General features: G+C 66.7%; 12 protein-coding genes and 1 pseudogene. 11 read left to right on the forward strand and 2 right to left on the reverse strand.

Annotated features, from left to right (window positions below; all coding sequences use genetic code 11):
- Positions 1 to 22 precede the first annotated feature (22 nt).
- Positions 23 to 760, forward strand: coding sequence for an rRNA pseudouridine synthase (locus tag O9280_RS07520; RefSeq protein ID WP_298340780.1), 738 nt, complete (start codon positions 23 to 25; stop codon positions 758 to 760).
- Here the strand turns inward: O9280_RS07520 and O9280_RS07525 are convergent.
- Positions 757 to 1,590, reverse strand: coding sequence for an AraC family transcriptional regulator (locus O9280_RS07525; protein ID WP_298340782.1), 834 nt, complete (start codon positions 1,588 to 1,590; stop codon positions 757 to 759). The genes O9280_RS07520 and O9280_RS07525 overlap by 4 nt on opposite strands.
- Before the next feature lie 104 nt (positions 1,591 to 1,694).
- Between O9280_RS07525 and O9280_RS07530 the strand changes: the two genes are divergently transcribed.
- From O9280_RS07530 to O9280_RS07555, 6 genes are read left to right on the forward strand one after another with little or no spacing between them, the layout of a single operon-like run.
- On the forward strand, positions 1,695 to 3,362 hold the full coding sequence (locus tag O9280_RS07530) for an alpha-amylase family glycosyl hydrolase (protein ID WP_298340784.1): 1,668 nt from the start codon (positions 1,695 to 1,697) through the stop codon (positions 3,360 to 3,362).
- On the forward strand, positions 3,362 to 4,168 hold the full coding sequence (locus tag O9280_RS07535; RefSeq protein ID WP_298340786.1) for a phytanoyl-CoA dioxygenase family protein: 807 nt from the start codon (positions 3,362 to 3,364) through the stop codon (positions 4,166 to 4,168). Before O9280_RS07530 ends, O9280_RS07535 begins: the two co-directional genes overlap by 1 nt.
- The gene (locus O9280_RS07540) at positions 4,165 to 5,031 is read left to right on the forward strand and encodes a hypothetical protein (RefSeq protein WP_298340788.1); all 867 of its coding nucleotides are present in this window, start codon (positions 4,165 to 4,167) and stop codon (positions 5,029 to 5,031) included. The genes O9280_RS07535 and O9280_RS07540 overlap by 4 nt, the downstream gene beginning before the upstream one ends.
- Positions 5,028 to 7,205 (forward strand): GH92 family glycosyl hydrolase, encoded by a 2,178-nt coding sequence (locus tag O9280_RS07545; protein WP_298340791.1) that lies wholly within the window; start codon positions 5,028 to 5,030, stop codon positions 7,203 to 7,205. The genes O9280_RS07540 and O9280_RS07545 overlap by 4 nt, the downstream gene beginning before the upstream one ends.
- 9 nt (positions 7,206 to 7,214) lie before the next feature.
- A complete protein-coding gene (locus tag O9280_RS07550; RefSeq protein WP_298340793.1) occupies positions 7,215 to 8,708 on the forward strand; it encodes an MFS transporter in 1,494 nt (497 codons plus the stop codon).
- Positions 8,708 to 10,573, forward strand: coding sequence for an alpha-amylase family glycosyl hydrolase (locus tag O9280_RS07555; RefSeq protein WP_298340795.1), 1,866 nt, complete (start codon positions 8,708 to 8,710; stop codon positions 10,571 to 10,573). The genes O9280_RS07550 and O9280_RS07555 overlap by 1 nt, the downstream gene beginning before the upstream one ends.
- 15 nt (positions 10,574 to 10,588) lie before the next feature.
- On the opposite strand, the pseudogene O9280_RS07560 reads toward O9280_RS07555, so the two are convergent.
- Positions 10,589 to 10,819 (reverse strand): annotated as a pseudogene (locus tag O9280_RS07560) (DUF3228 family protein); the annotation flags it as partial.
- A gap of 234 nt (positions 10,820 to 11,053) precedes the next feature.
- On the opposite strand from O9280_RS07560, the gene O9280_RS07565 reads away from it, so the two are divergent.
- From O9280_RS07565 to O9280_RS07580, 4 genes are all read left to right on the forward strand, one after another.
- The gene (locus tag O9280_RS07565) at positions 11,054 to 12,154 is read left to right on the forward strand and encodes a methylated-DNA--[protein]-cysteine S-methyltransferase (protein WP_298340797.1); all 1,101 of its coding nucleotides are present in this window, start codon (positions 11,054 to 11,056) and stop codon (positions 12,152 to 12,154) included.
- On the forward strand, positions 12,151 to 12,933 hold the full coding sequence (locus O9280_RS07570) for an isocitrate lyase/phosphoenolpyruvate mutase family protein (protein WP_298340799.1): 783 nt from the start codon (positions 12,151 to 12,153) through the stop codon (positions 12,931 to 12,933). The genes O9280_RS07565 and O9280_RS07570 overlap by 4 nt, the downstream gene beginning before the upstream one ends.
- A 95-nt stretch (positions 12,934 to 13,028) precedes the next feature.
- Positions 13,029 to 13,370 (forward strand): hypothetical protein, encoded by a 342-nt coding sequence (locus O9280_RS07575; protein ID WP_298340801.1) that lies wholly within the window; start codon positions 13,029 to 13,031, stop codon positions 13,368 to 13,370.
- Positions 13,363 to 13,776: a hypothetical protein gene (locus O9280_RS07580; RefSeq protein WP_298340804.1), complete on the forward strand. Its 414-nt coding sequence runs from the start codon at positions 13,363 to 13,365 to the stop codon at positions 13,774 to 13,776. Before O9280_RS07575 ends, O9280_RS07580 begins: the two co-directional genes overlap by 8 nt.
- The last annotated feature ends 134 nt before the right edge of the window (positions 13,777 to 13,910 follow it).

Here is a 13,910-nt window from a genome sequence, read left to right on the forward strand (position 1 = left end):
GCGGGCCCGCTACACTGCCCGCATGAGCGAACCGATCCGTCTGGCACGCCGCGTGGCCGAACTCACCGGCTGCACCCGTGCCGAAGCCGAGGCCTACATCCGCAATGGCTGGGTCAGCGTGGATGGCGCGCTGGTGGAAACGCCGCAGTTGCGCATCACCGACGAGGTCGTGGCCCTCGACCCCGAGGCCCGCAAGAAGCCGGTCGAGCCGGCCACCCTGCTCTTCCACAAGCCGGCCGGCTTCGATGCGTTCAACGGCATCGGCAGCGCGGCCATGGGCATCGCGCCCGACACCCGCTGGGCCGACGATCCGCACGAGCAGCGCGTGCTGCAACGGCATTTCGAGCGCCTCACCCCGATGGTGCCGCTCGAAGCGGAGGCCAGCGGGCTGATCGTGCTGACGCAGGACGGCCGCGTGTGGCGCCGCCTCACCGAAGACCTCGCGACGATCGAGCAGGAGCTGCTGGTGGGCGTGGAAGGCCGCCTCGCGCCCTACGGCCTGCACAAGCTGGCGCAGGGCCTCTCGTTCGAGGGCCGCGAGCTGGCGCCCTGCAAGGTGAGCTGGCAGAACGAAACCACGCTGCGCTTCGCCATCAAGGGCGTCGTGCCCGGCCAGCTGCGCGCGATGTGCGCGCAGGTGGGCCTGGACGTCACCGCGATCCGCCGCCAGCGCATCGGCCGCATCGCCATCGGCAAGGGACCGGAGGGCGCGATGCCGCCCGGCCAGTGGCGCTATTTGCCGGTCGGTGAACGCTTCTAGGCGAAAGTCTTCCGGTACTCCCGCGGCCCCAAACCCGTGCGCCGCACCAGCTGCCGATGAAAGTGGCCCAAGGTCGGGAAACCGCATCGCCGCGCGACCTCGGTGATCGACCGGGACGACTGCCGCAGCAGCAGGCAGGCCTCGGCGATGCGGACATCGTTGACGTAGACGGAGAACGGCCGACCAACGCGCCGCTGGAAGGCGCGACTGAATGAGGCCGGCGCAACGCTGAGGCGGCGTGCGCCTTCCTCGACGCTCAAGGGTTGCGCGAAGTCGCGGTGGATCCACGCCAGAACACGACCCAGCCGTGCATCTTCGTCCGGCGACGACGGTGTCCGACCACTGGGCGCGAGTCGCACCACGCCCTCCGGTGACGCCGCGATGCGGCCGAGCAAAGACAGCGCCCGCCCGAGCCGCTCCAGCCCCTCAATCGCCGACAAGGCCTGCAGCTCGGCGATGACGGTTTCTCGCAGCGCACCGTCGAGCACGGCAGGACGTGCGCCTTCCGCCAACCAGCCGGACAGGCCGCGCAGCTCGGGAAGCGCGCCCAAGGCCAGCGGCACCAGCAGGTGAAGCACGCAGGCCGAAGCCGTCTCGCCCTCGCCGCGGCTCCACCAGACGTGCGGAACCTGCGGCGGAACGAGCACCACATCGCCTGCGGCGAAGGGCATCACCTGGCCGTCGATCACGCGAACCCCGGCCCCTTCGCGAATCCAGGTGAGTTCGAGCGCGGCGTGGTGGTGGTAGGGCCCGTCGAAGCGCGTGCGGGCCACATCCAGCAGGTGCGCCGTCGCGATGTCATGCGCAATGGGTTCCCGTGAAGGCCGCATGATCGGTCCCGGATGCCTGAATCGGCACAGTATGGGTCATCCCACGCAGCAGAGGGGCAGCGGGCCACCGCCATCCTGTGGCGGTCTTTCTGATGCCCTCGCCGATGCCGCCCTCCTCTGCCGCCCCGCCTGCCGACCCCAGCGCTGCCGCGTGGTGGCGCGGCGCCGTGATGTACCAGGTCTACCTGCGCAGCTATGCGGACGGGAATGGCGACGGCATCGGCGATCTGCCCGGGTTGATCGCCCGCCTCGACCACATCGCGTCGCTGGGCGTGGATGGCCTGTGGCTGGGCCCGTTCTATCCGACGCCCGACCGCGATTTCGGCTACGACGTGAGCGACTACCGCGCGGTCGACCCGCGCTTCGGCACCCTCGAGGACCTCGACACCCTGCTTCGCGAAGCCCATGCGCGCGGGCTCAAGGTGATCGTCGACCAGGTGTGGAGCCACACCGCGGCGGAACACGCGTGGTTCCAGGAAAGCCGGGCCTCGCGCGACAACCCGAAGGCCGACTGGTACGTGTGGGCCGACGCCCGCCCCGACGGCAGCCCGCCGAACAACTGGCAGAGCTGGATGGGCGGCCCGGCGTGGCGCTGGGAACCGCGTCGCAGCCAGTACCACCTGCACAACTTCCTGCCGACGATGCCCGACCTCAACCTGCACCACCCCGAGGTGCAGGCGGCCATCCTCGATGTCGCCGACTTCTGGTTGGCGCGCGGCGTGGACGGCTTCCGGCTCGACACGGCGAATCTCTATTTCCACGACCGGCAACTGCGCGATAACCCACCGCTGCCGCCCGAACGGCGCGGCAGCAGCCCGGTGACGATGCAGGAGCATCGCTACAACGCCGACCAGCCCGAGACCCTGCCCTTCCTCGAAGCCCTGCGCCGTCGGATGGACGCGCACGGCGCGCGCATGGCCGTTGGCGAAATCGGCGGCGCGGCCTGGGACGCGCGCATGGCCGAGTACACCGACGGCGATCAACGCCTGCACACGGCCTATTCCTTCGCCTTCCTCGGCCCACGCCCGGCACCACGTGAGATCGCCGAACGTCTGCAGGCCTGGACCCACCGCAGCGGCTGGCCGAGCTGGGCTTTCTCGAACCACGACGTGCCGCGCGTGGCCACGCGTTGGTCCGGTCGCCACGGCAAGGCCTTCGACTTTGGCTTGGGCGGCGGCGACGACCGCGCCCTCGGCGACATCCCACCCGCGACGTGGATGGCCCTGCTGCTGGCGCTGCGCGGCACGGTCTTCATCTACCAGGGCGAGGAGCTCGGGCTGGACGAAGCGGTCGTGCCCTTCGAGCAGATGCAGGACCCGTTCGGCATCGCGCATTGGCCGCTGGTGACGGGCCGCGATGGCTGCCGAACGCCGATACCTTGGGCCGGCGACGCGCCGAACGCCGGATTCAGCACACACGCGCCGTGGCTGCCCGTGTGGCCCGCGCATCGGGAGCGCGCGGTCGATCGCCAGTCCGCCGACACGACTTCGATGCTGGCCACCACGCGCCAGCTCATCCGTCTGCGCCAAAAACATCCCGCGCTTCGCGTGGGCGAGCTCGAGGTCGCGCATGTCGATGACGATCTGCTGCACCTCGTGCGCCGGTCGGGCCAGACCGAGATGCATGCCGTGTTCAACCTCGGCGCCACTGAGCGAACGCTGGCGATGCCTCAGGCCGACGCCCGCATGCAATGGTGCGGCGGCGCTCGCCCCTCACCCACCACCCTCGACCTGCCGCCGGGCGCGGCGTGGTTTGGCCTTGGAGACTCCTGATGCACTGGCTCGATCAACCCGCAACGATTTCCGACACCGACCGCGTCGCTTTCGAGCGCGATGGCCACGTGACCCTTCGCGGGCTGATGCCCCCGCAGGAGCTGGCCGCGATCGGTCGCGAAATCACGCGCCTGACCTTGCACCTCAACACCGAGCAGCGTTCGCTCGACGAGCGCGACACCTATGGCCGCGCTTTTCTGCAGGTGATGAATCTGTGGGAGAAAAGCCCACTGGTCGGGCGCTTCGTGATGGGGCAGAGGCTGGCGCGCGTCGCTGCGCAGCTGCTCGGCGTCAAGGGCGTGCGGCTGTATCACGACCAATCGCTGTACAAGGAACCGAACGGCGGCCACACGCCGGCGCATGCCGACCAGTATTACTGGCCGCTGGCGAGCGACCGCACCGTCACGGCGTGGATTCCGCTGCAGGACGTGCCGATGGCGATGGGCCCGCTGGGTTTCTACAGCGGCAGCCACGTGGTGCCGGAAGGTCGAGACATCGGCATTTCCGACGCCAGCGAAGAGGACATCCCCGCGCACATGGCCGCACTCGGCCACCCCTACCGTTGCGCGCCCTTCGCGCTCGGCGACGTGAGCTTCCACCTGGGCTGGACCTTCCACCGCGCCGAGCCGAACAGTTCGGATCGGCCACGCTCGGTGATGACGGTGATCTTCATGGCCGACGACATCCACCTGCTCGATGCCCTCAACCCGATCCAGCAGAACGACCGCGACCAGTGGTGCCCCGGCGTGGCCAGCGGCGCGCTCGCTGATTCACCAAAGAACCCCGTGATTTGGTCGGCCGCGTGACGCCAGTCCGCCTAATCGCGCAGGCCACGCTCGAAGGATTGCCGCGCGGCAGCCTTGGCGCCCGCGAGACGCGCGAGGCGCAATGGGCGATGTTGCCCGCGCACGGCATCAGTGGCGTGCTCGCGTGGTCCGACTGGGCGGCGATCCGCGCCGCAGGCCTCGTGCCGCACGCGATGGGCCGCCTCGATTCGCCCGATGACGCCGAGTCTTTGCTGGCCGCGCACGTCGATGCCGGCGTGGCCAGCACCACCCTGCATGTGGGCACGGCCTTCGATGAGGACGACACCCTCGACCGCTTCGCTGGCGCCCTGCTCGAAGCTTCGGTGCGCCGTGGCCACAGAGTGCTGCTGGAAACGCATCGCGCCACCGTGACGCAGGACCCGTGGCGCACGCTGCGCTGGGTCGAACGTTTCCCCGATTTGCGCTTCTCGCTCGATGCCTCGCACTGGGTGGTGGGCGGCGAGCTGGACTACGGCGGCGGATTTTCGGATCGCTTGCCTCTGTTCGACCCGGTGCTGCGCCGCAGCCCGATGGTGCAAGGCCGCATCGCCAGCGGCGGCGCGATCCAAGTGGCCGTGAATGATCCCGGCCCCTGGCAGGCGCACGCCACCGCCTTGTGGACGCGTGCGTTCGCACTGCGTCGCCACGAGGCCCCGAATCAAGCGATCGCGTTTTGCCCCGAACTGCTACCGCACGTGGCCGGGGACGCGTGGTTTGGCTACGCCCCGGTGTGCCGTCGCGACGATGCTCCGCATGGCCTCGAGGAAACCACCGACCGCTTCGCCGAAGCCCTGCGTCTTTTCGATCTTGCCGACGCTTGTGCGGTGTCCGCCGTTGATTCCCCCTTGGAGCCCAGTCGATGAAGTGCCTTGCCGCGTTCTGCTTCGGCCTGTTCGCCATGGTCGCGTCGGCCAGCGATGTCCGCCCCGGCAGCATCGACGACGTCGATCCGCGCATCGGCACGAAGGGCACGGGCCACGTGTTTCCCGGCGCGCTGGTGCCCTTCGGCATGGTGCAACCCGGCCCCGACAACGCCGACGAAGGTTGGAGCTTCAGCAGCGGCTACCAGTACGACGCGCCGCGCATCCTCGGATTCTCCAACACGCACATCAGCGGCGCCGGCATCCCGGAACTCGGTGATGTGCTCTTGATGCCCAATGGCGCGACGCCGTGGACAACGGCGAGCACGAGCTTCGACAGCGGCTACCACAAGGCGACCGAAGTCGCGCGGCCGGGCTTCTACGCCGTGCGCGTGGATGAGCGCGCGGCCCTGGTCGAACTGACCGCCACCGAGCGCGTAGCGCTGCAGCGCTATACCTTCGATCGCGGCGGGCGCGTGCAGGTGCTGGTCGATCTGCAGCATCGCCTGCGCTTCCAACCCGGACCGCGCGTCACGGCGGCGGACTACACGATGCGCCCGGATGGCTTGCGCGCCACCGTGCATTCGTCGAATTGGGTCGAGCGCCAGGCCAGCGTGGCCCTGCGCTTCGATCACCCCATCGCCGATTCGCAGGTGTTGCCCGCCCGCGAAGGCGAGAAAGCGCCGCGCCTGCTGCTTTCTTTCGACCTCGGTGAGCGCCGCACGCTCGAAGCGCGCATCGCGCTGTCCACCGTCGACGAAGACGGTGCGGCCGCGAATCTCGCCACCGCCGACGGAATCGACTTCGACGCCGTGCAAGGCAACGCGCAGGCCGCATGGAACACGTTGCTCTCTCGCGTTGCTATCGATGCTCCGGCCGAGCATCGGCGCATCTTCTACTCGGCGCTTTACCGCAGCCTGATGCACCCCTCGCAGATCGCCGACGTCGATGGGCGCGTGCGCGGGCCGAAGGGCGAAGTGATCGATGCGCCGGGCGGCGTGTACTACTCGACGATGAGCCTGTGGGACACCTTCCGCGCCTCGCACCCGCTGTTCACGCTGGTGGTGCCGGAACGCGTGCCCGGCTTCGTGAACACCCTGCTCGCGCATGAGCGGCAGATGGGCTACCTGCCGCTGTGGACGGCCTGGGGCCGCGAGACGCACACGATGATCGGCAACCCTGCGCTGCCGGTGATCAGCGATGCGATCGCGAAGGGCTTCCCCGGCATCGATGCGGAAGCGGCCTTCGCGGCCATGCTTCGCACCAGCACGGCGGAGCGTCCCAACGCCCCGGCATGGGCGCAACGCAGCTGGGCTTTGCTCGACCAGTATGGCTACCTGCCCTTCGACCGCGCGCCCGGCGAGTCGGTCAGCAAGACCGCCGAGTACGGCTACGGCGATGCCGCGGTGTCCGAAGTAGCGCGTCACCTCGGGCGGATCGACGAAGCAGCGCGCTTCGAACGCCGCGCCGCGTCTTGGACGGCGCTCTTCGACTCGGAAACGCGCACCCTGCGCGGCCGCGACAGCACCGGCGCGTGGCGCACGCCCTTCGATCCGACCGAAGCCACCAGCCCGATGAACAATCCGGGCGACTACACCGAAGCCAATGCGTGGCAGTACACGGCGACGCCGGCCCTGCACGACCCGGACGGCTTCCGCGAAAAGCTCGGCGGCCGCGCGGCGCTCGAGGCGTGGCTGGACACCTTCTTCTCGCTGCCCATGCCGAACCCGAACAAGCACCTCGGGCAGGAGGCGATGATCGGGCAGTACGCCCACGGCAACGAGCCCAGCCACCACATCGCTTGGCTCTACGCGTGGACGGATGCGCCGACCAAGGGCGAGCAGCACGTGGCCGACATCGCGCGGCGCTTCTATCGCAATGCACCCGAAGGCATCGTCGGCAACGACGACGCCGGACAGATGAGCGCGTGGTACGTGCTGGCGACGCTCGGCATCTATCCCAGCCGCCCCGGCCACGCCGAATGGACGCTGGGCGCACCACTGGTTCCAAGGGCGCGCATCGATGCGGGCAGCGACGGCCCGGCCTTCGACATCGCCACGGCGCGCATCGACACCCCCCGCATCGACAGACAAACCGTGCCGCGCACGGGCGTTCCCGATGCACGCCTGCGCCATGCACGCCAACTCGAATTGCCCGACCGGAACCTCGCCCGATGAGCCGCCGCCATGCGTGAGTCACAGCGCCGCTTGTCCAACGGCTTCCTGATCCTGCTGAGCTTGCCGACCGCAGCAATTGGCTTTTGCCTCTCGTCCGCGGTGGCCTCGACCACGTGGCTGCTGAGCACGCGCTACGACCTGCACCTCGAAAACATCGCGCTCATCTGGTTGATGGGGCCGCTGATGGGCCTGTTCGTGCAGCCCATCGTCGGCTGGCTGAGCGACCGCACCTGGTGGATGGGCGGGCAGCGGCGTCCGTACCTCATCGCGGGCGGTACGGCCGGGGCGCTGGGCACCTTCGCCCTGCTCCATCTCGATGCCCTGGCCGCCGCGTCCGGCTTGGGCCTGATAACCGTCGCCGTGTTCGTCGTGCTGGTGAATGACCTCGCCACCAATGTCACCTTCAACCCCGCGCGATCCCTCGTGGCCGATCTCACGCCCGAAGGGCCGCATCGCGTGCGCGGCTATGCGTGGATGCAGGTGGTGTCAGGGGTGTTCGGCATCAGCGCGTACCTGGTCTCCATCGTGTTCGGAAACGAAGTGCTGCTGCTCACGACGGTGGCGGTGACCTTCCTCCTCACGGTGGTGCCGGCCTTCTTCATCGAGGAAGCCCGCCCCGCCGCGCCGACGGCGCTCGCGCCGGACGTGGACGATCGCGGTGGCCTGTCGCCTTTCAAAGCCCTGTGGCCCATGGCCGGCTTCGCGCTCTACGGCGCCTACGTGGCGGTGGACCGCAGCCTGCTGGATCACGCGCTATCGGCTGTGGCGCTGCCCCTGTTCGTCGGGGTGCTCGTGCTCGGCATCGTGTGGGGCGTGACGCGCGTGTGGCGGGGACGCATCCGCCCCTCCGCGAAGCATCGGCTGGGCACCCTGCTGCTCGCCCATGGCTTCGCATGGCTCGGCGTGCAGGCCCTGTTCGTGATGACCTTCTTCTACGTTCGCGATGTCGTGGTGGCGGGCGCCGAAGGCCCGCTGATGGCCGATGCCTTCTATGCGATGTGGAGCGACACCGCACCGGTCGCCACCGACAGCGCCGGGCGCGTTCTGTCCGTGGGCTTCCTGCTGATGAACGTCGTCGGCGCCCTGCTCCCGGTGCTGGTGCTGAAGCCGCTTTGCGAACGCTGGGGCAAGGTCGCCGTGCACCGTGCCGCGATGGGAAGCATGGCCCTCGCCTTCGCGGCCATCGCGCTGGCGCCGCCCACCGAGGCCTTCTACTACCTCGGCATGCTGCTGTGTGGCATCGGCTGGTCGTCGCTGATTTCCATCGTCTTCGCGATCTTTTCCGAGTCGGTCGACAGTCGGCAGATGGGCATTAGCATGGGGGTCTTCAACTCCAGCCTCGTGCTGCCGGCGCTTGCCGTTCCCGGGCTGGTGAAGGTCACCGAAGCCCTCGACCTCGACCGTGGCGTGTTCCTGCTGTTTGCCACCAGCCTGCTGCTGTCTTTCGTGTTCTGGATGTTCGTCTCCGAACGCCCGCCCCACCACCCCACGGAATCTCCCTGATGAACGTCGCGCTTCGAGTGTTGCTGCTGGTCACGCTCCTGCTGCCCGGCTTGGCCATGGCGGCCCAGAACGATGCGGTGCGCGCCTTCCCGCCTTCGTGGTGGGTGGGCATGAAGAACCCCGACCTGCAGCTGCTGGTCAGCGGCCCCGGCATCGGTGCCGATGCGCTGACGGTTGAACTGCCGGTAGGCGTCGTTCGCATCGGGGATCGCGCGCTGGCGAGTCCGAACTATCGCGTCGTCGATCTGCGCATCGACGCCGCCGCAAAGACCGGCGACATCGTGCTGCGCTTCACTGGCAGCAACGGCGAACGCCGCGTGCTGGTGCCGCTGGCCACACGCCGCCCTGGCAGCGCCGAACGCGAGGGCTTCGGCCCGAAAGACGCCATCCTCAACCTGATGCCGGACCGTTTCGCGAACGGCGACCCGTCGAACGACCGCGTGCCCGGCATGCTGGAAGCCGCCGAGCTCGGCAACGGTGCCGCGCGACAAGGCGGCGACATCGCCGGCTTGGTGAACTCGCTCGACTACATCGCCGGCATGGGCTTCACCATGGTCTGGCCGACGCCGGTGGTGGAGAACAACCAGCCCGCATTCTCGTACCACGGCTACGCCATCACCGACCTCTACCGCGTCGACCCGCGATTCGGCAGCAACGAGGACTACCGCGACTTCGTCGCGAAGGCCCGCGCCAAGGGCGTCGGCGTGATCCAGGACATCGTCCCGAACCACATCGGCCACCACCACCCCTGGGGCAATGACCCGCCCACGCCGACGTGGATCAGCAACGGCAACCGCTTCATCGAAACGCAGCACGGGCGCACCGCCGTCACCGACCCTTACGCGCCGAAGGTCGACCTCGAGAACTTCCAGCACGGCTGGTTCCACACCACCATGCCCGACCTCGACCAGCGCGATCCGGTGCTGGCGCGCTATCTGAACCAGAACGCCATCTGGTGGATCGAGTACGCCGATCTTTCCGGCCTGCGCGTCGACACGTATGGCTATTCGGACACGGCGTTCCTGCAGGGCTGGATCGGCGCCATCCTCCGCGAGTACCCGCGCTTCACCATCGTCGGCGAGGAATGGAGCAACAACCCGGCGGTCGTCGCGCACTGGCAGTTGCCCGGCATGGATTGGGCGGGCGAAGTTCCAGGCACACCGAGCCTGATGGACTTCCCCTTGAGCGAAGGCATCCGCAAGGCGCTCACCGAGCCGGAGGGCTTCACCACCGGCATGGGTCGCATCCACGAAATGCTCGGCAACGACCGGCTCTACGCCGACCCGTCGCGCCTGGTCGTGTTCGAAGGCAACCACGACAAGCCGCGCATCTTCAGCGTGCTGCGCGAGGATCCGGCCGCGCTGCGCGTCGCCCTGGGCCTCGTCGCCACCCTGCCCCGCGTCGCGCAGTTCTACTACGGCACCGAAGTGCTGATGACCAGCACCATCGAGCGCGACGACATCGCCGCCCGCCGCAACTTCCCCGGCGGTTGGCCTGGCGATGCCGCGTCCGCCTTCACCGGCAAAGGCCTCACGGCCGAACAGCGGGCCCTGCAGGACTGGATGCGCCGCCTGCTGCGCTGGCGCGCGGAGTCGAAGGCAATCGCCGAGGGCCGCTTCCTGCACTACCAGCCGCGGCAGGGGGCGTATGTGTACTTCCGTCGCGCGGACGACGAGGCCGTGATGGTGGTGGTGAACCGCGGCAGCGCGCCCTTCGTGTTCGAGCGCGAGCGCTTCGAGCAAGGCCTCGAAGGCGCACGACAGGCGACGGACGTGCTGGAAGGCACGGCCATAGACCTCGATGGGAAGCCGAGTTTCGCGCCCGGCAGCAGTACCATCCTGCGGCTGTCACCGACCGCCGAGTGAACGCGGCGGGCCGCCCTAGCCCCGCCAATTCGCGTGGCGTTCCCAGAACGCCACGCTCTTCGCATACGCCTCGCGGTCGATGGGTACGCCGCTGCCGCCTTCGTCCACGCCCAGCGCGTTGCGCATCATCGTGATCGGCACCACCAGGCAGCGCGTGCTTGTCCATTTGCGGTGCACGTGCAGCTTGCAGAACGGCGCATAGCCGTCGAGCACGGCCAGCTTCGGCACCGTGTTCAGATGCTCGACGATCGCGGGAGCGATGCCGCCCGCCCATTGGCGCTACCTTCCCGTGGGCGAGCGGTTCCGATGACAATCCCTCAGCCTAGGGCGGACCCCGACAAAGCAGAGCAATCCTGCGCATCGGCTTCAGGAGGGCTATCGAGCAAGGCGCCAGCATCCGAGAACGCCACGATGCGAACTCGCGAGTTCGAACGTGCATTTCCGGTGGAGACACTTTGAAATGCCGTCTAGGCTTACTGCATGAACGCCATGCTTCAGCTCCTGCCGCCTCGCGACGAAATGATTGCAGCAATGCTCGCATGCGACGCGGCTTATGAAGGCGTTTTCTTCACGGCTGTCGTTACGACGCGGATCTTCTGCCGACCGACCTGCTCTGCCCGCAAGCCGTTGCCGAAAAACGTCATCTTCTATGCCAGCGCGAGTGAGGCCCAAGAAGCAGGATTCAGGCCCTGCCTCCGCTGCCGCCCGCTCGAGTTTGACGGCGAATCCCCAGATTGGCTTCGCCCGCTGATGGATGCGGTGGAGGCGGAGCCCGACCGCCGGTGGACGTTTGCTGATGTCGAGACCTATGGCATCGCTCCAGCGCGAGTGCGCGCTTGGTTCAAGCAGCGATTCGGGACCACATTCTCCGAGTACACGCGGGCTCGACGCCTTGGAATCGCCTTGGATCGCCTGAAATCCGGCGCTGGCATCGATGACGTTGCAATGGATTCGGGTTTCGAATCGGTCAGCGGATTCCGCGATGCGTTTCAGAAGACGTTCGGTGTCTCCCCGGGGAAAGCCGATGAACGCAAGGCGCTCTACTACCGTTATCTCACCACACCCTTAGGCCCAATGCTCGCGATGACGGAGGCATCGGGTGTCGTGCTCCTTGAGTTCTGCGATCGCCCGGCACTGCCGAGGGAGTTGGAAGACCTCCGCCATAACCACGGCTATGCCGCGGTTCCAGGCGAACACCCCAATCTTCAAAAGCTTGAGGGCGAACTTTCGCGCTACTTCAACGGACGCCTCTTCGAGTTCAGCGTTCCCATCTATTCTCCAGGAACGGCATTCGACAGAACCGTGTGGGAGGCATTGAGCCGAATTCCCTATGGCGCGACCAGTTCCTATGCCCAGCTTGCTCATGCTGTCGGCCATCCGAGGGCGGTGCGCGCCGTCGCGGGCGCTAACGGTAGGAATCGCCTCGCCATTCTTCTTCCCTGTCATCGAGTAATAGCGTCCGACGGAGGACTCGGCGGCTACGGAGGAGGAATGGCAAGGAAAGCGTTCCTGCTCAAGCTCGAGCGACAGCAAGCGGCGTCTGAGCACGACCAATCCACCAAACGAGAGCCCAAGACATGAACGCAACGCCACTCGCAAGCACCATCCTGAGCAAGCCCGGCCTGTTACGCATTCCCAACGCATGGGACGCTGCGAGCGCGCGACGCGTGGTTTCGGCGGGTGCGCCGCTTCTCGCGACCACCAGCGCAGGTGTGTCTTGGTCTCTGGGCCTTTCCGACGGCGAAGCGCTCACGGCTACGCAAATCATTCAGCGTGCCATCGAGATCCGACGCGTTTGTCCCGGCACACCGCTTTCGGTCGACATCGAGCGTGGCTACTCGAGCTCGCCTGGCGACGTTGCAGATCTTGTCGACGCACTCGTAGTTGCCGGCGTCTCTTCGATCAATATCGAGGATGGCCATGACACACCTGCCGCGTTTGCCTCGAAGATTGCGGCAATTCGATCGAGGCACGATCGCAGCAGTTTGTTCATCAACGCGCGCACGGACGTCTATCTGTTCGGGCTCGTTGCAAGTGAAGGCCGGCCCTCTGAAGTGATCTCGCGCGCCTTGACTTATACCAATGCTGGCTGTGATGGCCTGTTCGTTCCCGGCGCGACGGACGCCGGCGAGATCGAAGCCATAGCGAAATCCATCGCAGTCCCCCTGAATGTCATGGCGCTTCCTGGCCTGCCCGGCGTCAACGAACTGGAGAGACTTGGCGCGCGAAGACTGACGGCCGGCCCCGGTCTAGCGATCGCCGCCTACGCGCGATGCGAGGAGCTGGCTGGAGAATTCATGTCCGGAAACTCGAACGGGATTTGGGCCGCACGCGTCGATTTCTCAACGATGAATGCTTGATCAATGTGCGGCCACGCACGTTCTTGCAAAGGACCAAATCGAGGCGCGCAGGAGCTATGTCGAACGCTCGACCACACCACACGACCCGCATGAGTATGGAACGCCTGATCGAGCTCCGCTTCCACAAACTGAAGTCAGGCAGTGGCGCGACTTTTCACTCGCTCGTCTCGGAGACGAGCGTTCCCCTGATGCAGGCCGCGGGCATGGTCGTCGTCGCCTATGGGCAGTCACTGCACGACCCCTACCACGATTACCTCATGCGTACCTTCGACAATCTGGAACAACTTCCAGCATCGCAGGAAGTGTTTTGCTCAAGTTCAGCTTTGCGGATGGAGCCACGCGAACAGATCGTTGCCTTGATCGAGAGCGACTCGAACACAACGCTGTCGCTCCCCAATGCAGCATTGAGCCGCGACGGGGAATTCCGCCGTGATTGAAAATCTGGCTGGAGGTTTGCTGGCCCTAGATGTTGGGCTTTCAGCAAGCTCGTTCGGCTTCGATAAAGACCGAAGCTTCTACCCGGTCATCCTTATCGTCGTAGCGTCCTACTACGTGCTGGCGGCTGCAATTGCTGGCTCCAACATCGCGTTCTCTTCAGAACTAGCAGTCTTTCTGGTCTTTCTGGGCGTGGCCGTGATTGGGAGCAAGCGGCGGCCGCTTTTGGTTGCCGCAGGGCTGATTGCGCAAGGAATCTACGAAATCTTCCACAGTCACATTGTCGACAATCCAGGCGTTCCGATCTGGTCGCAAGGCTTCCGCCTCTCATTCGACTTCACGGCTGGTACGTATCTCATCGGGCTTTTTGCTTGGCGCCGAAGGCGCAAGTCAGCCAATGTGGCCTAGGGAAGGTCTGAACAACTCCTCCACTTTCGGCGAGAATCGGTCATCGCTTCAAGGGTGAGTTCGATGCAGCTTTCGTTTGGTGATGCTGAGGATCTTGGAGGCCGCAAGCGCACGCGGCGCGAGGTGTTCTTGGC

Origin of the sequence: Silanimonas sp. (genome assembly GCF_027531545.1) — a bacterium.
In the GTDB taxonomy this organism is placed as follows: domain Bacteria; phylum Pseudomonadota; class Gammaproteobacteria; order Xanthomonadales; family Xanthomonadaceae; genus Silanimonas.

Coding starts and splice junctions, on each gene's coding strand:
- O9280_RS07575 (WP_298340801.1), top strand. CDS start 13,029: ATGGAACGCCTGATCGAGCTCCGCTTCCACAAACTGAAGTCAGGCAGT.
- O9280_RS07520 (WP_298340780.1), top strand. CDS start 23: ATGAGCGAACCGATCCGTCTGGCACGCCGCGTGGCCGAACTCACCGGC.
- O9280_RS07525 (WP_298340782.1), bottom strand. CDS start 1,590: ATGCGGCCTTCACGGGAACCCATTGCGCATGACATCGCGACGGCGCAC.
- O9280_RS07545 (WP_298340791.1), top strand. CDS start 5,028: ATGAAGTGCCTTGCCGCGTTCTGCTTCGGCCTGTTCGCCATGGTCGCG.
- O9280_RS07570 (WP_298340799.1), top strand. CDS start 12,151: ATGAACGCAACGCCACTCGCAAGCACCATCCTGAGCAAGCCCGGCCTG.
- O9280_RS07535 (WP_298340786.1), top strand. CDS start 3,362: ATGCACTGGCTCGATCAACCCGCAACGATTTCCGACACCGACCGCGTC.
- O9280_RS07555 (WP_298340795.1), top strand. CDS start 8,708: ATGAACGTCGCGCTTCGAGTGTTGCTGCTGGTCACGCTCCTGCTGCCC.
- O9280_RS07530 (WP_298340784.1), top strand. CDS start 1,695: ATGCCGCCCTCCTCTGCCGCCCCGCCTGCCGACCCCAGCGCTGCCGCG.
- O9280_RS07565 (WP_298340797.1), top strand. CDS start 11,054: ATGAACGCCATGCTTCAGCTCCTGCCGCCTCGCGACGAAATGATTGCA.
- O9280_RS07550 (WP_298340793.1), top strand. CDS start 7,215: ATGCGTGAGTCACAGCGCCGCTTGTCCAACGGCTTCCTGATCCTGCTG.